At 40.6% G+C, this 19,276-nt stretch carries 15 protein-coding genes and 1 riboswitch; all 15 genes read right to left on the bottom strand.

The features are described from left to right. Positions 1-176 precede the first annotated feature (176 nt). A complete protein-coding gene (gene guaA, locus ACYH0O_RS01605) occupies positions 177-1,730 on the bottom strand; it encodes a glutamine-hydrolyzing GMP synthase (RefSeq protein ID WP_482630863.1) in 1,554 nt (517 codons plus the stop codon). Between the two features lie 147 nt (positions 1,731-1,877). Further along, a riboswitch (purine riboswitch) is annotated at positions 1,878-1,979 on the bottom strand. Positions 1,980-2,019: 40 nt separating this feature from the next. Beyond that, positions 2,020-4,230 carry a transglutaminase TgpA family protein gene (locus ACYH0O_RS01600; RefSeq protein WP_482630862.1) on the bottom strand — a complete coding sequence of 737 codons (2,211 nt, stop codon included), beginning with the start codon at positions 4,228-4,230 and terminating at the stop codon, positions 2,020-2,022. Continuing rightward, on the bottom strand, positions 4,227-5,444 hold the full coding sequence (locus tag ACYH0O_RS01595) for a DUF58 domain-containing protein (RefSeq protein ID WP_482630861.1): 1,218 nt from the start codon (positions 5,442-5,444) through the stop codon (positions 4,227-4,229). The genes ACYH0O_RS01600 and ACYH0O_RS01595 overlap by 4 nt, the downstream gene beginning before the upstream one ends. A gap of 1 nt (position 5,445) precedes the next feature. Continuing rightward, on the bottom strand, positions 5,446-6,402 hold the full coding sequence (locus ACYH0O_RS01590; RefSeq protein WP_482630860.1) for an AAA family ATPase: 957 nt from the start codon (positions 6,400-6,402) through the stop codon (positions 5,446-5,448). A gap of 225 nt (positions 6,403-6,627) precedes the next feature. After that, positions 6,628-7,455: an ammonia-dependent NAD(+) synthetase gene (gene nadE / locus ACYH0O_RS01585; protein WP_482630859.1), complete on the bottom strand. Its 828-nt coding sequence runs from the start codon at positions 7,453-7,455 to the stop codon at positions 6,628-6,630. A 70-nt stretch (positions 7,456-7,525) separates the two neighbouring features. Continuing rightward, positions 7,526-8,995 (bottom strand): nicotinate phosphoribosyltransferase, encoded by a 1,470-nt coding sequence (locus ACYH0O_RS01580; protein WP_482630858.1) that lies wholly within the window; start codon positions 8,993-8,995, stop codon positions 7,526-7,528. A gap of 620 nt (positions 8,996-9,615) precedes the next feature. Beyond that, positions 9,616-9,834 carry a hypothetical protein gene (locus ACYH0O_RS01575; RefSeq protein ID WP_482630857.1) on the bottom strand — a complete coding sequence of 73 codons (219 nt, stop codon included), beginning with the start codon at positions 9,832-9,834 and terminating at the stop codon, positions 9,616-9,618. 322 nt (positions 9,835-10,156) lie between these two features. Continuing rightward, positions 10,157-11,350, bottom strand: a complete 1,194-nt coding sequence (locus ACYH0O_RS01570; protein ID WP_482630856.1) for an alanyl-tRNA editing protein — start codon at positions 11,348-11,350, stop codon at positions 10,157-10,159. 24 nt (positions 11,351-11,374) lie between these two features. Then, complete coding sequence (locus ACYH0O_RS01565; protein WP_482630855.1) at positions 11,375-11,566, bottom strand: hypothetical protein; 192 nt, start codon at positions 11,564-11,566, stop codon at positions 11,375-11,377. A gap of 282 nt (positions 11,567-11,848) precedes the next feature. After that, a complete protein-coding gene (locus ACYH0O_RS01560; protein ID WP_482630854.1) occupies positions 11,849-12,253 on the bottom strand; it encodes a hypothetical protein in 405 nt (134 codons plus the stop codon). An 890-nt stretch (positions 12,254-13,143) separates the two neighbouring features. Then, positions 13,144-13,335 (bottom strand): CAT RNA binding domain-containing protein, encoded by a 192-nt coding sequence (locus tag ACYH0O_RS01555; protein ID WP_482630853.1) that lies wholly within the window; start codon positions 13,333-13,335, stop codon positions 13,144-13,146. A 663-nt stretch (positions 13,336-13,998) separates the two neighbouring features. Continuing rightward, positions 13,999-15,408 (bottom strand): Na+/H+ antiporter NhaC, encoded by a 1,410-nt coding sequence (nhaC, locus tag ACYH0O_RS01550; RefSeq protein ID WP_482630852.1) that lies wholly within the window; start codon positions 15,406-15,408, stop codon positions 13,999-14,001. A 202-nt stretch (positions 15,409-15,610) separates the two neighbouring features. Then, positions 15,611-17,038, bottom strand: coding sequence for an aspartate ammonia-lyase (aspA, locus tag ACYH0O_RS01545; protein WP_482630851.1), 1,428 nt, complete (start codon positions 17,036-17,038; stop codon positions 15,611-15,613). After that, positions 17,010-18,053: an asparaginase gene (locus tag ACYH0O_RS01540; protein ID WP_482630850.1), complete on the bottom strand. Its 1,044-nt coding sequence runs from the start codon at positions 18,051-18,053 to the stop codon at positions 17,010-17,012. The genes aspA and ACYH0O_RS01540 overlap by 29 nt, the downstream gene beginning before the upstream one ends. Before the next feature lie 237 nt (positions 18,054-18,290). Next, positions 18,291-19,268: a glutaminase gene (locus ACYH0O_RS01535; protein ID WP_482632472.1), complete on the bottom strand. Its 978-nt coding sequence runs from the start codon at positions 19,266-19,268 to the stop codon at positions 18,291-18,293. Positions 19,269-19,276 lie beyond the last annotated feature (8 nt).

Raw genomic sequence — 19,276 nt, 5'->3', positions numbered from 1 at the left:
TTGTACCAACTCAAAACATGACCGTCAACACAAAATACGAACATTATTTATTAAAATTTATATTAATGTTCGTTTTATACACAAAATGACAGGCACTCCCGTTTTTTGTCGAATTCTAAGAATCGACCCTCGACGGGAAATGCCTGTCACCTATCTGTACAAGAATCTATAAATTTCTATTCCCACTCAATCGTTGCAGGTGGCTTACTCGTCACATCATACACAACGCGGTTGATATGATCGACTTCGTTTACGATACGTGTTGAGATTTTCTCTAGTACATCCCAAGGAATACGGGCCCAGTCGGAAGTCATACCGTCAATGGATGTCACGGCACGGATTCCGATCGTATAGTCATACGTTCTGGCATCCCCCATCACTCCGACACTTCGGATGTCAGGCAAAACAGTGAAGTATTGCCAAATGTCACGATCAAGTCCCGCTTTCTTGATTTCATCACGCAGGATGTAATCAGATTCACGAACGATCTCAAGCTTCTGCTCAGAAATTTCACCAAGTACACGAATTCCAAGACCCGGTCCCGGGAATGGTTGACGCCATACGATTTCATCAGGAATACCCAGTTCAGATCCTAATGCACGCACTTCATCTTTGAATAATGTGTTCAATGGCTCAATAAGTGTGAACTGCATGTCTTCAGGCAGTCCACCAACATTGTGGTGAGATTTGATCGTCTGAGCAGTGGCTGTTCCACTTTCAATGATGTCTGTATATAAAGTACCTTGTGCAAGATACTCGATACCTTTAAGCTTAGTCGCTTCATCATCAAACACGTAAATAAATTCATTCCCGATGATTTTACGTTTTTGTTCAGGGTCAGAGACACCTTTTAATTTATTTAAGAAACGGTCTTGCGCATCCACTTTAATGACGTTCATGTTAAAACCGTCAGCGAAAGTTTTCATTACGCTGTCTGCTTCACCTTTTCGAAGAAGGCCATGATCGACGAAAATACAAGTTAATTGATCGCCGATTGCTTTATGGATCAACACAGCAACAACAGAAGAATCCACTCCTCCGCTTAATGCGCAAAGGACTTTTTTGTCTCCAACTGTTTGACGGATCTTCTCCATTTCCATTTCAATGAAATTCTCCATGGACCAGTCACCTGCACACCCACACACTTCGAATACGAAGTTTTTCAGCATTTCATTTCCGTGCACAGAGTGACGTACCTCGGGATGGAATTGAACTGCATATAATCCTTTTTCTTCGTTACTCATGGAAGCAATCGGACAAGAAGGATTCGTTGCGTTCACCTCAAAGCCTGCGGGAGCTTCCACGACAAGATCTCCATGACTCATCCATACAACTTGCTCTTCAGGCAGATTGGAGAATAACTTAGATTGTTTTTCTACATTGATAGCCGCTTTTCCGTATTCACGGTGCTTCGCGCGTTCCACCTTCCCGCCGAAGTGCATGGTCATAAGCTGCATACCGTAGCAGATTCCCAAAATCGGAATGTCCAGATCAAAGATGCGCTCGTCGCAACGGAATGAGTCTTCACCGTAGACACTGTTCGGTCCCCCGGAGAATATTATCCCTGTAGGATTAATTTCCTGAATTTCTTCAAGGGTAACTGTATGCGGATGGAGCTCACTATAAACACCGAACTCACGAATTCTTCGCGTGATTAATTGATTGTATTGACTACCAAAGTCCAAAACGACGATCATTTCTTGATTGTGCAATTCTTCTTTACCAAGCATTCAGTTCACCTCATCAGTTTTTTATGGGTCAGGACGTACTCCATCCTTATAGTACTTGTTGTTGTTAGCATTCCTTAAAAAATAAAAAAAACCAGACTTCGCCTTAAAAAAAGGCAGAATTCTAGTTTTTTTGCATACAGGGATGTCAAATTAGAACACTGCCTTCATAGTCCAGTCATTTAAGGTGACCGGGTAGATACTTTCGAACCGTATTATCGAGGATATACGAAGGATGCTAACGAACGTTATTATGAATTTGACATCATTTTATACCTTGTTTTCAAAAGGGTCAACCAGTTGTCCTTTTAATTAAATTTTCCCATAATTCCCTCATCTTCGACCAATCTTCTTCCGTTTGCCTCTGACCATATAAAATACGTTCATAATTATTGGTCAGGCTTGTCATTTCATGGGTGCCAAAGAATGAGTCAATATATCGCGAATAGCCCCTTAACGTTTGCCCGTCATCCATTTTCAGTCCGTATCTCTCAAGCTGTTTGATTAAGGAAAGATAGGCTTCTGAAAACACGCCATCTGATGATTTTCTGCGATAATAGAAAATCAGGACATACGGCATCCACCGTCTTCTTACGATGTACAAAGCAATTCCCATGATAAGAAAGAGCATGAGTCCCATGACAAGCTTGCCCCAGTTTTCCACAAAGAATGTTTGAATATCATCCCAAAGCTTCGACAGAGAAAAACCACTTCCATTTGCTAGTGAATCATCTTCTTCAGGTTGAATCGGCTGTTTCGGTGTTTCCTCTTTCTCTGGAACAGGGACTTCGCTGTTATCCGGCTCAGGTACATCCAGGTCATATTGATACGATACGTTATTACTGAATCCAACAGTAGGCTCGAACGGCACCCATCCTACTTCCGGGAAGAATACCTCCACCCAGGAGTGAGCATTATTATTGGAAACTTCATACAGCTTATACGTCGTATCCACTTGTCTACTGTATTCCCCTTCTGTATATCCCTTTGCCCATCTTGCCGGGATTCCAAGTGCCCGGACTAACACGACCATAGAAGTGGAGAAGTTATCACAGTACCCTCTCTGGGTTTCAAATAGGAACTGGTCGACGTAATCCTGCCCTTCTTCAGGAACCGGCACGTCAAATTGGTCGTACACATAAGCTTCTTTCGAAAAATAGTTTTCGATCGCCCTAACTTTGTCATACCAATTATCTTCTTCCGATGTAATCTCTAAAGCTAGGTCCTTCACACGCTGGGGAGTCGTTTCAGGAAGTTGTGTATAACGGTCCACAAATTCAGGTGTCTGCATGATTTCCTGACTTTCGTTCGCTGCTTTCATCTTCTTCTGAGAATAGGAAGGTGAGCGGTAGGAAAGTTCATAATCCTCTAATTTAATGGTTTCGTCTTCCCCTTCATAACTTGTAACCTTTTCGTTTACGGGATCAAAGGAGAAATAGCCTTCTTCATTTCCGATTATTCTTTCTATCCCATACGGATAGACAACATGGGAATAGGTTCGTTCCACCATTACCCTCTCTGTTTCCACTTCCCGCTCTCCATCCGGTTCGTTGGTTGTGAAGGGAACCACTTCCTCTGAGTCAAAAGGGGTTGCAGCCTGCTGGTCATCAGGAATGGATTGCTCCCAGCCCTTCCCTGTATATAGATCCTTCGTTTCAATTCTCCAGTAGTGTTCTCTCGTTACTTCAGCATTAAAAATGACAGTGGGATCACCGACAAAGGGTCCACCAAGCTGAGAATCATCTGCATCATAACCTACTTTGTTCACGCCACTACCACCGGCTCCTTCCGCAAAGGATTGAATATAAGGCACCGGATCCGGCCAGATGGGATCTGCCTTAGGGGCTGCAAAAGCAACAACTGAACTCACCCCAAGCATAACCGTAAGCGGCACAATCCAACGGTGCCTGCTCATCTTGGATCCAAGAAGATTTTCCCTTTGAATCAAACGTTCGAGAGCCAACAATCCCATTAACAGGAAGCCGAAAATGACGACCCGGATAATCGCCAGATCCCCTTCATAAATCGTGAACGTATCTATCAGACAAATATAGGTCACGGTCATCACATAAAAGAGAAGAATCCTCTTTCTGACGGATAACCAGTAATAAAGCAAATACGTCATCAGCCATAGTAAAACAAAGAACAATAAGCTTCTGTACTCGAACGAAAGACTTGGCCATTCACGGCCAACTGTCAAACCAATATTCAGCCATAAGTCTTTCCCAAAATTCTCTAACCATGCAAAGGTAAGAAAAGAACCTGAATAATACAATCCATGTAACGCAAACAAAATAAAGAATAGCTTAACTGCCGCTGTCAGGAAATAGTGAATCCTGAAATAGGACAGGACAAGTGATAAAGCAATAAATACCACAAAATACGTCAAACTCCCTGTATCTGTCACCACCTGAAGGGGCTTCAGCCATTCCCATAACAGCAGAAACCCAAACAAGTAGATCATAATCGCAAAGAATCGGTGTTTAGGTGTTTCACGACTCATGCTCGTTTCACCTCCATAAAGACAGAAGAGAAGTCACCTTCAAAGCATACCTTCAGTCGAATACCACGGGACGAGGCGTAAGCTTTCAACGATTTCTCCTCGGCCGTATAGGCTTCCCCTGTATGCTTCACCAAAAAAATCACAACCGAACTGTTCCGCTTTGCATACTGATTCACACTCATGATCATCTTTTTTGAAACAGACGAAGTGACTAACAGTACAGCTGCGGATTGGGAGTAATTCAACCCTTCCCCCTGCAGTACTTTTCCTAAAGCGTAAGGGCTATCTTGTCTGACCTTTGCCAGATGATAGAATAGCTGACTTTGATGTTCTTCACCGCCCCGAATCGGAAAGGATACATGATCTTCCCCAATCGAGACAAGTCCAACTTGCGCCCCTTTTTTCAAGATGGAACGAATCATCGAAGCCGACAATGTCACCATCGATTCAAAGGCAGGAGAGTCCTCCCGATCCAATACAATCAGCACATCATGGGATTGACGTTCCTCAAACTCCTTCGTCATCAACTCATTGGTTCTGGCAAAGGTCTTCCAATGGATCCACGAGAAGCGATCCCCCGGTTGATAATCACGTATACCCGTTGCCATCGTCGTGTCCTTCTGAATCTTCACATTTGAAGTGGTCATCCCTTGATCATAGCGATTTTCCAGGGGTCTGTATGGAACATCCACGAACCCCGGATATACAAGAAGTTTATTGGTACAATCGACAACTGCTTCCTTTTCAAATATGCCAAAGAAATCACCGGAACGGAGCAGTACAGCAGAGAAAACATGCTCTCCACGGGGCAGTTCTTCTATGTAATACGTGAGCTTGATTCGTTTTCTGAATCCAGGGTGAATCATCGCTTTCGCCTTTTGAAAACTGGAACGGTGAAAAACGGAATCTGTTACCACATCCTCTAACACCATATAAAATAAAGGAAATGGAATTCTTCGTGAAAGGGTAATCGTCACCTTTAACTCATCCCCCGCTTTGTACTCATTTGATTCGAAGCTCCTCTCTACATAAAACTCAGAAAGAGGATATAAGAATACAGAAGCAGCATAAAGGGCGAATGGCAGAAAGCTATAGAATAAAAACCAGCTGACAAATCCCCCCTGGAACATCGCGAAAGAAAACGAGATCCCCACTAAAATGAGCAGCAGCAGAAACTTCCCAAATGGTTTAAGAAATTGAAGTTTCGTCTTCATCTTATCTTACAAGCCTTTGTACGGGAACCGGGATACGCGCCATCACTCTTTCCACCACTTCTTCCGGAGTGATCCCCTCATATCTCGCTTCAGATTTCATGATGATTCGGTGGGATAAAACAAAGGGTGCCAAGTATTGAACGTCATCGGGAACCACATAATCCCTGCCTCTTAAAAAGGCATATGCCTGACATGCCTTCATTAACGCAATGGACCCACGTGGACTTGCTCCCAAGTAAACATTGGCATGAATCCTTGTACGATTCGCAATTTCTACAATGTATTTCTTGATCGTGTCATCGACTACTACTTCTTTCACTTCCCCTTGAATATATCTCAGTTCCTCCAAAGTCATTACAGACTCCAACTCATCGATCGGCGGGTTTTTCTGAGCGCGATGAAGAACCTCCATCTCTTCTTCCGGTTCAGGATACCCCATTTTCATCTTTAATAAGAAGCGGTCAAGCTGCGCTTCCGGTAGAGGATATGTCCCTTCATACTCAATCGGATTCTGGGTCGCCATTACGAAGAAAGGTTTATCAAGCTTCCGTGTCATCCCATCGATCGTCACGCTGCTCTCTTCCATGCCCTCAAGTAGTGCGGACTGGGTCTTCGGTGACGTCCGGTTAATTTCATCCGCAAGAATAATGTTCCCCATGATCGGACCCGGCCTGAATGTGAATTCCATTTCCTTCGGGTTATAAATCGACACACCTATTACATCTGAAGGCAATAAATCCGGTGTGAACTGAATGCGTTTAAAGCTCGCCCCCACCGACTTCGCCAATGCACGAACCATCATCGTTTTCCCCACACCGGGCACGTCCTCAAGCAACACATGCCCACCGGCCAGAAGTGAAACGACACTCAGTTCCGCTACCTTCCTCTTTCCAATCATGACTTTTTCTATATTATCAATGATACTTTGCAGCTTCGGGTTTACCATTTCATGTGACATCTTACCCCTCCTGGATACATCAATTTCGTCCTTAACTATTATTACTTTCGTTTAAAAAGTCGAAAATCCTCTATAAAATGGCAAATTCATATAGAAATTTTAGGGATTTGGTAGGATATAAGTACCTCGCCGGTCTGTCACAGTTGTATTTTTGTCGAATGTCAAAGAACGCAAACAAATTAAAAAGCCAACCCCACACATGCCGAGAGTTGGCTTAGTCCATTCTTATTTCCAAAAATCATCAAACACCGTAACGGGCAAATGACGTTTATGCTGTGTTTTTAAGTAATGACCTTCGATAGCTTTCTTTGCTTCAAGAGGCACTTCTTTTCCTTCCAAATAATCGTCCAGCTGATCGTATGTGACACCAAGTGCTTCCTCATCTGGAAGTTGCGGACGGTCTTCCTCAAGGTCTGCCGTTGGTTTCTTATTGTATAAATGTTCCGGACAACCAAGTTCCATTAAGAGTTTCTTCCCTTGTCGTTTATTCAGACGGAAAAGGGGAACGATGTCTGCCGCTCCATCACCGTATTTCGTATAAAAGCCGGTAACTGCTTCAGCAGAATGGTCGGTACCCAGTACAACTCCATTCTTCATGGCCGCAATAGCAAATTGAACCTTCATCCGTTCACGAGCCTTTTCGTTTCCTTTGACAAAGTCGGAAAGCTCGATGCCGTTTTTCTTCAGAGTTTCAACGCTGGCATCGACTGCCGGCTGGACATTAACCGTCAAAGAAACGGTCGGGTTAATGAATTCCACTGCATCAATGGCGTCCTCGGCATCTCCCTGCTCACCGTAGGGCAGCCTCACTGCGTAAAAAGCATAATCCGATGAACTTGTTTCCTCGTTCATCTCGTTGATTGCCATCTGTGCAAGTTTTCCTAATAAAGTGGAATCCTGACCACCTGAAATGCCAAGGACCAAGCTTTTCAAAAATGAATGCTTTTTCAAATACGATTTCATAAAATCAACACTTCGACGTATTTCTTCCTGCGGATCGATTTCCGGGGATACCATCATTTCTTCTACAATTTGTTTTTGAAGAGAATCCATGTTTTCACACTCCATGTTAAGTTTTGTCATTATTATTGGATCTAATTAATTTACCCATCTTTTATCGCGATTACATAGTTTCGTTGAATTTCTCTTTTACCTTTGCCTTAACCTTTTGAATCAGATTCATTTTGTTTGTCCAGCATTCTTCGCTTAAATCCACGGGATATCCCTCTGGGTTCATGGAACGTTTATACTCGTCCCACAACAGGTCGAGGTTTTCATTCACAAAGGATCTCATTGATTCAAGTGAAGGAGATTGGTAAACGAGCTCCCCATCTTTAAAAATATCCTCGTGGAGCTCTCTCGCTTCGAAGTTAGTAATGAATTTACTGATATAGGTGTGCACTGGATGAAACATTTTCAATCGGCTTTCATTTTGAGGATTTTCATGCTCTAAGGCAATATATTCCCCTTCTGATTTATGATTAACCGTATTGATGATACGATAAACCTTTTTAAGTCCAGGAGTGGAAACTTTCTCAGCATTACTGGATATTTTAATTGTATCTTCCATTTCCCCCGATTCGTTTTCAATGGAAGCGAGTTTATATACAGCACCTAAAGCTGGTTGATCATAGGCAGTTATTAGCTTCGTCCCCACACCCCACACATCAATCCGGGCTCCTTGGGCTTTTAAATTCAGAATCGTATATTCATCCAGATCATTTGAAGCAATGATCTTTGTATCTGTAAAACCTGCTTCATCAAGCATTTTACGGGCTTTCTTGGATAAGTAAGCCATATCACCGCTGTCCAAACGAATACCCTTGAAATTAATCCGGTCTCCAAGCTCTTTTGCTACCTGGATGGCCGTGGGTACACCCGATTTCAATGTGTCGTAGGTATCCACTAAAAACACACAGTCCTTATGGCTCTCAGCATATTTATGGAATGCCTGATAATCATCCTGATATGCCTGTACCATTGAATGGGCATGGGTACCTGATACCGGCATCCCAAATAACTTACCCGCCCGGACATTACTTGTCGCATCAAAGCCGCCAATATAAGCCGCACGCGTCCCCCAAATGGCTGCATCCAGCTCATGGGCCCTTCTCGTCCCAAACTCCATCACGACTTCATCCTGGACCACTTGCTTAATTCGATTCGCCTTCGTCGCAATCAGGGTTTGATAGTTCACGATATTTAAGATCGCCGTCTCAAGTATCTGAGCTTGAGCCAAGGGAGCCTCGACACGGATAAGAGGAACATTCCCGAACGCAATCTCCCCTTCCTGCATCGAACGTATCGTCCCCGTAAATCGAAGGTCCGCTAAGTACTGAAGGAACTCCTCTTCATAACCCAATTCTCTTAAATACTCAATATCACTCTCAGAGAAATGAAACTTTTTCACATATTCAATGATCCGTTCAAGCCCGGCAAAAACCGCATATCCATTCCCAAAAGGCAGCTTTCGAAAGAACACTTCAAAAACAGCCTTTCGATTATGGAAATCATCATCCCAATACGCCTTCGTCATATTAATCTGATACAAATCTGTATGTAAAGCTAAACTATCATCCGCATAGTGCGTCATGTATTTCTCTCCTTTAAGCTGTAGCCATTTGTCGAACAGTATGTGTCTTTTCTATTTTAACCAATTTTGAGTGGGATATCGAATGTTTAGGGTTGAAAAGAACTGACATGGGGTGCATGTCAGTTCTTTCGTATACATGATCTTAGATTTAAGTTTGATTTAAACAAAGGTTTGATTAAATTCAATTCATCTAGTGATCTTAATGTATTTTCTGTAACTTTACTTGATAATAATTCTGTGAGCAATTTTTGACTATCTTTAGGGAGATTAGAAAAAACACCGATTTTCTTCATGTTTTTTTCTAATTCTTTAAGTTTGTTAAATGAAATAATAAATTTTTTTGTCTATTGAGTACTGGAGTCTATTAACATGAGATAATACTTCCATTATTTTTAGAAGGTCGTTATCATCAATTGTATTAGTCTTTAAAATATGATTATCATAATAATGAGTATAGCTATTAGCGTTTTCAACAAATTCTTCTTGTAATTCTCCAATCTCTTTAAGAAGTTGTGCCCCTTCTAACGAAACATTACTCTGTTTGTTAAATTCATTTGCAGGAACATAAAAATATTACATTAAACTTTGTTGTCAAATAGTTTAATAATACTGTTCTCCCCTTAAATTAAGTTCAGTAACATCAGGCAGGCAATCATGAGTATGGATACAGGCGCCACCATACATGTGGTGGCAAGTGTTACTTTCGGGGAGGCTTTTTCCGCAAGTTCTTTTAGTTGTTCTTCTCTAAACTGCCTCATGTCTTCTGCTTGAACCTTAAAGGTAGTGGCGAGAATCTTGATACTTTTTTCTATATAATAATTATCACTGGTAGCAGTCAACGTCAATCCGACAAGCGTTTTGTCGAATTTTGTCTGTTATAAATGGACTATTTTATAAAATTTTCCATAGTTGAAAATAGGTATTTTGAATAATTACAAAGTTTTACATTTGATTTTACAACTAGGTATTCAAATCTTTCAGTGGTATTTTTTAGGTTTTTTATTACAAGTATTAAAATTGGTAGGTAATTAGATTCATTTGTGTGTGAAGTGTGAAAGTTTCCTCGTATTGATTTTGATTGAATTTTTCCGAATTCAATTATAGGTATCCATATAATTGAAAGAGCCACCCGTTCATACCGGATGGCTCTATTCTCCGTTGCTATAGTTGATTTACCAAAATTTCCAGAAGCTCTTCCCTACTCATAACAGCTTCTCCCCCACCTTGAACGAACGATTCCTTTCCCCCGCCTTTCCCATTGATCATCGGAAAGACCTTTTGGGCGAACTCTCTTAAGTTAACCTTCGGTGAGGAGCCCTTCGCCGCTACGAGCTGAAGCTTTTGATCATTTTGTACAACCAATAACACAATCGTTTCTTCTCTCTTAGTGACGATATGCTGTGCGATTTTTTGAAGTTCTTGGATGGAGCGGTCAGAGTAAGCTTTTTTGATTAATGTATAGCCTTCTTTTGGAGTTCCCTCACCAATTAATCCTTCTGCTTCATACGCTAATAGAACCTCTTTCAACCCTTCCAATGCCCTCTCTTGTTCTTTTTGCTTTGCCAGCAGTCTTTCGACGGCCGGTACCATATTTTCTTCCGGCGCCTGCAGCACACCGGTGAGCTCTTTCAGTAGTCCATGCTTACGGTGTAATTGATTCAGTACCCGGTCCCCGCATACAAACTGCAAACGGATATGACCTTTATGCTTCTCCCAATCCAAAATCTTGATTGCCCCGACTTCACTCGTAGAACGCGGATGTGTACCTCCACATCCGTTGTAATCAAAATCCGGTATGATCACTAATCGGATATCGTCGGTGACGGAGGGAAGTTTTCTCAGTGGATAGTTCGAAAGTTCCGCTTCCTTAATCCATTTCGTCTCGATCTGCCTGCTTTCCCGAATAATCTGATTGGCCAGCGCCTCTGCTTTCACAGCGTCTGACTCCTTGATTTCACTTACATGTAAGTCGATGGTCAAAATCTCTTTCCCGAGGTGAAAGCTGATCGTCTCATATTGGAACGCTTCTGCAAATGCGGCAGACAGGATATGCTGACCGGCGTGCTGCTGCATATGATCAAAGCGGCGCTCCCAATCGATTTGTCCCTCAAAGACCCCTGAGATATCCTCGAACGGTTCTTCTATGTAATGACGGATTTCTCCGTTCACTTCTTCTACATTGATAACCCGCTTGTCCTTTAATGTTCCCGTATCATGGGGCTGGCCACCGCCTGTTGGATAGAAAAGTGTTTGTTCTAATACGACGTACCAGCCTGTATCATCCTGCTGTTGATCCTGTATGGATGTTTGAAAGGCTTTCATATAGGCGTCTTGATAGTATTGTTTGACTGTCATCGGTATCCCTCTTTCTGAACTATTCTACCCATACTTTATCATATTCAGAATGGATAGAACCATTTCAGTCCCTTTGATTCTTCTCAATGGATATCGGTACCGTCCTACTTGTGCCCAAGGAATTTCACATCGCTTTTCGAATTCTTCCTTTGCCCTTTCGCCTCCTTCAATGACCCGTTCTACCAGCGTTCTTAGCTTCATGGTTGAGTAATCCACGTAATCACCTGCTTTGGTTTAGTAAGAAAGTAGAAGTCACATGGAGTTTACATAGTACGGATGTCTTTTTATCATACTTTTTACCTACCAGATGAATTTACAAATGCTTCAACTCTCTTGGAACGCAAAAAAAGTGGTCAATCCATGAGGAATGACCACTATAGCCTTTTTTAGCTTTAACAGAAAAACCGTTCCCCGACTTTGGTGAACGACTATTGCACATTTTTTACTTTTTATTTGTTTATTTTTATCAAAGTCCAAGGGGGGAAGACTAGCTTATGATTATAGAGAGAACTGAATACTTTTCACCGCTGTTCCCAATTTCTCATTTAACATTTTTAATTCTAGCCATCTACTAGAGACCTCTTTGAATTTACCTTCATCCGCTTGATCGAGTGACTCATCTATATGGAAATTCAAATAATTCAACTGAAGTTCCAGGTCTAATTCTGAATATAGTAAGCCTTGTAAATTGTAATGATCTAAGTCTTCTACTGCTATATAAAAACAGTCATAGTTAATCTCAACTAAGACATACCATCCATTTACCTCGTTATATGTACGCTCATTCAGAATTCTAATGATATCGGTCTGATTGATTTTTACGAAATCTGAATGTTGCTTGTCAGGACAAAAACAGTCAATTTGATGCAGGAATGATTGAACTGCAATAAAATGGTTAACCATCCATATTCCTCCCTTTCGACGTGAAATTTATCGTATGGTCCATTCATTAAACTTCTTGTTCATTTAAAACGGGCACTGCGATATTCCCTAACCCACAGCAAGGACAGTGGTCCCCATCAATGACATATTCATCTTCACCAAATTCATGCGTATTGATATAAAAACACCATTGGCAAATAATAAAGTCGATTATTCTTCTCCTGCCTTCCTAATATCTAACTTCTCAAAATATGTATCTTTTTAGTTCATAAAAGAAGTAATTGAACTTGATAAAGAGGGGTATAGCAAGGTCAAGTACGCAGGACAAAATGAGAACTATTATCATTTACAGTATAAGTGATAATGATTATCATTGTCAAATAGAAAATGAGCTTTTTTTGTATTGGCAAAAAACTTATTTGCTAACATTAAATTAATTAGCTGACTCCAAAGGCAATAGTGAAGGCAATCGGCGGCAACTTTATGCTCTGAAGCATAGTGAGAGATTTAATGACATTGTGGTGGATTTTTCAGAAGATACTAGTGATTAATACCTAAAATAAAAATAAAAGGACTCACAATCAATTATGAAAAATATTTACAGTATATTATTCAGCTTCCTTCAGGTTCTACGTCGCCCTAAACACCCTTGCTTTCAGCTAACGGCTACAACGACCTTCACCGTTCGGGACTTTACCTCTAAAGCGTGTGCACATGCTGGGCACACCAAAAAAGAGAGAATAGAAGATCTATTGATCTATTCTCTCTTAAAATAACCCAAGTTAACTCCACCAATGAGATTTCCTTCGCCAACCTCTTCTGGTGTTTTATGTTTTTTATCTGTTATTGACATATAATAACTGAATGAAATAAAATCTACCGTTTCTTCTTTGATTGTGTCCAGATTACCTTCATGCAATTAAGGCCTTGAACTTCTTTGTAATATCCTGGTCTTCCAAAGTGAAGATTTTTTTTAATTTACCTTCATCGATTTCTTCTCCAACACGCTTATTAAAGGCGAGTCCACGCCCCATCACAATTACTTCCTGCTTGCCTTTCATGGTGACAATCACATTGTTGTTCAGTATCTTATTAATCTTCACTTTGTCCACCTCCGATAACAAAAAAGGCAAAACCTTCCCTTTTTTTAAAGGAATCGGTTTTGCCTGATTTAACAGTAACAATCCGTTCTGTATGCGCTTTCTTTAAAAATACTAAATACTCATTGAATACGCAACCTTTTTTAGCAGTAAAAGAATAACTAACCCCTCATTTTTTTGAAAGTATTATCCTAATTGAGCTGTTGAGCGAATCATAGTCTTCGTCATAAGAAAGGTTCTCTGCAGTACTCAATAAATGGAAAAAAGGCTTCTCAAAAGTTCAGCGAACTTCTGAGAAGCCTTTTTAATATCCTCAATGTTAGCTTTTCAATAACAAATTCTTATATTTCAAGGGTTCGAGCAACTATTACATCATGCCGCCCACTAAGGTGAGAGTGTGTAATATCTTACATACTGTGCGCGTTAAGGCGGTATATCGAGGTTTTTCCAAATTTCGTCTGTAGTATCTTTAAGGAAAACCACGCGGAAACCGCCCTTTTTTATTAAAAGCTACCCTTAAAATAACTATGTATCTGTATAACACCTGTCGATCTCCGTTACAGGCGTTCGCTTTCCGCGGGTGTTCCGGATGCCTGCACTCCTAATAAATCAACATGATGCTTTAACAGAGCTAAGTTTTAATAGAATTGTGCTTAAACAAATTGCTTAGTTAGCCTGCTGGCGAAGTTCCTGAACGTCATTTTTAGTGTACCAAATGTATTTTCCTGTATATCCGTAAATAATCGCAAGGGCAATGGAAACAAAACTTAGCCACATAAATGGGACATAGGAAAAGGTAGATATACCTAGAATACCTGCCATGAATATCCCGTTATCGGTCCAAGGAATCATCCCTGATGTCATCGTACCGCCGACTTCAGAATTTCGAGATAAAACTCTTCGATCAATGTATAGTTTATCATAGTTTTTTTCCATGATTTTTGGTGTTAATATTAATGAAACGTACATTGCGCAGCCAAATACATTCGCTAAAAAGGCCACAATTATGGTTGATAGGGTTACATTACCTGCTGAAGTCAACTTCTTCTGGAATTTGGACACAATTACTTTTAGTACTCCTAAATGTTCCAATAGACCGCCAAAACCTAATCCGAAAATAATAACGACGATGGAGCCCAGCATTCCTTGGATCCCCCCGCGATTCAAAAGATCATCCATGAATTCAATGCCTGTGTCTATGGAAAAACCATTGTAAGCCATACCAAGGGCTATGGAATAATCTATCCCTTGGAATGCAGAAGCCCAAATAGTCCCCAAGAGAGCCCCTGCAGCAATTGTCGGTACAGAAGGTTTCTTCAGTGCCAGCATTAGAAGGACAAACATAGCCGGAATGAGCATCCAAATTTGAATATTAAAGTTTTCCAGTAATGCAGTCTTAAGAAATTCCACTTTTTCTAAATCAGTATTTTTGCCGCCATATATAAATCCTGCTATCGTAAAAAGGATAGCCGTAATAAGGTATGCAGGTATATCTAAATATAGCATTGCACGTACGTGTGCAATTACATCCACTTTCGACATAGACGCCGCAAGTACAGTACTGTCAGATAACGGAGAAAGCTTATCTCCAAAGTATGCACCTGATAGAACGGCACCAGCCACCAGTGGAAGTGGGATACCCATCCCTTCCCCAATTGCCATCATCGCTATTCCAGCAGTCCCAACAGTTCCCCATGACGTACCTGTAGCCAAAGATGTTATCGAGCAAATGACTAGAGTTGCCAATAAAAAAATGCTGGGATGGATAAACTCCAAACCGTAATATATAAGGGTCGGTACAATTCCTCCTGCAATCCAGGTCCCGATAAGTGCACCAACGACAACTAGTATTAATATGGCCTCAAGCCCATTCGAAATCCCATTTGTAATAGCTTCTTGCAGTTGCTGATATCGGTGTCCTAACCGTAACCCAAGTAATATAACAATAAACCACGATATAAGTAGTGCCAGCTGTATAGGTAAATCAAACATAACGGTAAAAGAAAAAACAATGGCTAAAAACAATCCAAATGTAATAGTAATTTCTAATATAGATGGTAATCGAACTTGCTTCACCTTTCCACCCCCTGAAATAATGCGCTTTCACCATCCTATTATAAAAGTTCATCCTTTATCTATATATCAACCGTCAATTAAAAGGTTTAATATGAAAAAAGATAAAATTATAATAATAGCTCAGTACCTTTCCCTATAAAACTATGGCCCCCAATGATAAGGGCTTTTTAAAGAAAATCAATTGATCCATAGATTTATCATGTTACACTCGCTCGGTTAAAGCACCGCCTGATATGCCAGGATTGGTCATTTCGTAAGGGTTTAAAATCAAATCGAGTTCTTCCTCTGTCAAAACATCATATTGTAAACAAAGCTCTCGAATCGATTTACCTTTTAAGATTGCCTCCCGAGCAATTCGCGATGCAACTTCATACCCTATGTGTGGATTTACGGCTGTAAGCAATCCCACACTTTTTTCAACATATTCCTTCAACCGGTCTTCGTTTGCCTCAATTCCTTTTAAGCAGAAATCTGTAAAGCTTCGGAATGCATTGTTCATGATGCTGATGGATTGAAGCAGGTTAAAAACCAACACGGGTTCCATTACGTTTAATTCCAGTTGTCCGGCTTCAGAGGCCAAGCAAATCGTATGGTCGTTTCCGATCACCTGAAAGGCCACTTGGTTAATGAGCTCAGGCATTACCGGGTTGACTTTTCCTGGCATAATGGAGGAACCGGGCTGGCGTGATGGTAGAGTAATCTCCCCAAGTCCAGCACGAGGGCCGGATGTCATCAATCGTAAATCATTCGCTATTTTGGACATATTCATCATGCAGACCTTCAATGCTGCTGACACTTCTGTGTATGCATCGGTATTTTGTGTAGCATCAACAAGGTGCTCGGCTCCTACAAGCGGTAATCCGCTTATGTCTGAAAGGTGCTTTACGACATTTTTTATATACAATTGGTCAGCATTTAATCCTGTCCCTACAGCTGTAGCACCCATATTCACTTCATAAAGATGCTGGCGAGCTTGTCCAATCCTTTTTATGTCACGTTCCAAAACACGGCTGTATGCTTCAAATTCTTGACCAAGGCGAATTGGTACTGCATCTTGAAGATGGGTGCGACCCATTTTTATGATCGGATCAAATTGCTGAGCTTTTTCCTTGAAGATATGTAACATGTCTCTCATAGTATCCAGAAGGTTTTTCAGCATATTAAGGGTGGAGATATGAATCGCTGTCGGAAATACATCATTCGTTGATTGCGACATATTCACATGTCTGTTCGGGCTTATTTTCCAATAGTCGCCTTTATGATGGCCGAGGAGTTCAAGCGCACGGTTTGCAATGACTTCATTCGCATTCATATTCATTGAAGTACCGGCTCCTCCCTGAATCGGATCGACGATAAAATACTCGTGCCATTCTCCTTCTATAATTTCATCCGAGGATTGGATGATTGCCTTACCGATCCCTTCATATAGACGTTTCGTATCCATATTGGCAAGTGCTGCCGCTTTTTTAACCATCGCCAGCGCTTTAATCAATTCTTTATGAATGGTATATCCAGTTATCGGGAAATTTTCCACAGCCCGTAACGTTTGAATTCCATAATAAACATCTGCTGGTATCTCCTTTTCACCGAGAAAATCTTTCTCAATTCGGTATACGTTCTTGTCTCTCATTATTTCCTTCTCTCCCTTTATAACTTCTATAATATAAGTCCTCAGCAATTGGCGTTTCCATCATTTCCTTCACCTCTTGCGGTTCCTGAGTCTTGCCCAGTACCCACATCAATTTAGGAACGATGGCTTCTGTATTCATATTCCTTGAACGAATAATACTATCACGACCTACTTTTCTCCCTACTTCATAAATATCTATATCCTCTCCCTCTTCTAGACATTGCGTAGTAACGACAATAGATATCCCGCATTTCGCCAAATCGATTAATTTTTCCACAATATTTCTTCTTTCAAATGGAATACCACCACTTCCATAGCTCTCAATTACAATCCCTTTACATTGATCTTTCAGAGAGTCAAAAATTTCAGGCTTTATTCCAGGGTACAACTTGACTAATAAAACATCTGTACATAGGGAGGTTTCCAATTTAATCTCTTTATTCTTTGGTGTACTTACCGGTTTATCATAATAAATACCTTCATTATTTATAAAAGCGATGTAAGGGGAATTTATACTTTCAAACGCGTCATAGCTTTTCGTTCTCAATTTAATGGCTCTTGTTCCCTGAATAACTCTGCCATCAAACACTACATATACTCCCCCGATTTCTTCACAAGCAAAGCGGATAGCATCAGAGATATTCCTTTTAGCATCCGTTTTCTGAAAAGCAATCGGGATTTGAGATCCTGTAAAGACAATTGGTTTTCCTACATTTTGCAACATATAGGAGAGTGCAGCAGAAGTGTAAGCCATTGTATCTGTGCCATGAGTAATTACAAAGCCATCGTAATCATGGTAATGCTCATAAATGGATTTTGCTATTTCAACCCAATTTTCTGGCTGCATATTTGTACTATCTATATTCATCAAAGGCTTACTATCCATTTGACAAAGCAAATTTATATCTGGAAGATAGCTTAAGATTTCATCTGCTTTCAGCTCAGGTGCCAGTCCATTTTCCCCTGCTAATGAAGCAATTGTTCCACCAGTAGTAAGTAACATCAATTTCTTCAAAAGGATACCTCCTTAAATGCTGCGTTTTACGCAAATTCAAATTCGATCATGTTTCAGCTAATTAAATTCATTAAAATAATTCACTTCGGTTAGTATTTTATAACCTTCCATTCTCTTAAAAGTTTCTATTGCCTCTTTCCCATGCTAAATTCAAATATTTTAATAATGTTTTTTTTTGAATGAGAAGTGATGATCCACACGAGATAATTCCTCCATTAAAATGATTTAATTAACGAATTAAAAAATACTAAAGTTATACTCCTCAGCAATATGTTTTAATAACTCGACACCTGCAAGGCTATTACCATATTCATCTATAGCTGGTCCAAAAATACCGATACCACAGCCGGTTTGGAAAGGGGATTCTTGTGGATATCTGGCAGGTACTGATGCCATGATGCCTCCTGATACCCCACTTTTCGCTGGTACACCGACAAATGCGGCGAATTTACCAGAAGCATTATACATCCCGCAAGTCAGCATTAAGCCTTTCGTCAGCTGTGCTATTTGTTTAGGAAAGACTTGCCTCTTATGAATTGGGTCGTATCCATTTTGTGATAGTATTAATCCAATTTGAGCAATATCCTTTGTATCTACTTCGATTGAACATTGTCTTAAGTAAACCTCTAATGCATCCTCTACCTCTAATTCCAAAAATCCACTCTCTTTCAAATAATAGGCTAAGGCTCTATTTCGATTGGCTGTTTTCAACTCGGACTGATATACTTTTTCATTAATTGTTGGTCGTTTCCCAATCATTTTTTCTATTAACGCGTATATCGATTCCAGCTTTTGCTCCGGGGCTTCCCCATTGAGAAGAGATGCTACTGTAAGCGCTCCCGCATTAATCATTGGGTTAAACGGTTTGCCCGGCTTATGAATTTCCAATCGAACAATAGAGTTAAATGCATCCCCTGTTGGTTCTACATCCACACGATTTAATACATAAGGAATTCCACGGTCTAAACAGGCTGCAATAAAACTGATTACTTTTGAAATACTTTGTAAAGTAAAGGGAACCTCCCAATCTCCTGCCTTCATCTCTACACCATCAGAACTAATCATGTAAACTCCCAAATCCGATTGGTTAGACTCCCCCAATGCTGGGATATAGTCGGCACATCGGCCTTTCAAACCAAGGGAACGGTATTTCATGACCCATCCACAAAGATTTCCTTCTTCCTTGGGGATACTAGTTGGATTTATTTCTTTTATTATTTGCT

Source organism: Rossellomorea sp. H136 (genome assembly GCF_056838065.1).
The sequence above is the reverse complement of the archived record's forward strand: the minus strand, read 5'-3'. Positions and strand labels throughout refer to the sequence as shown.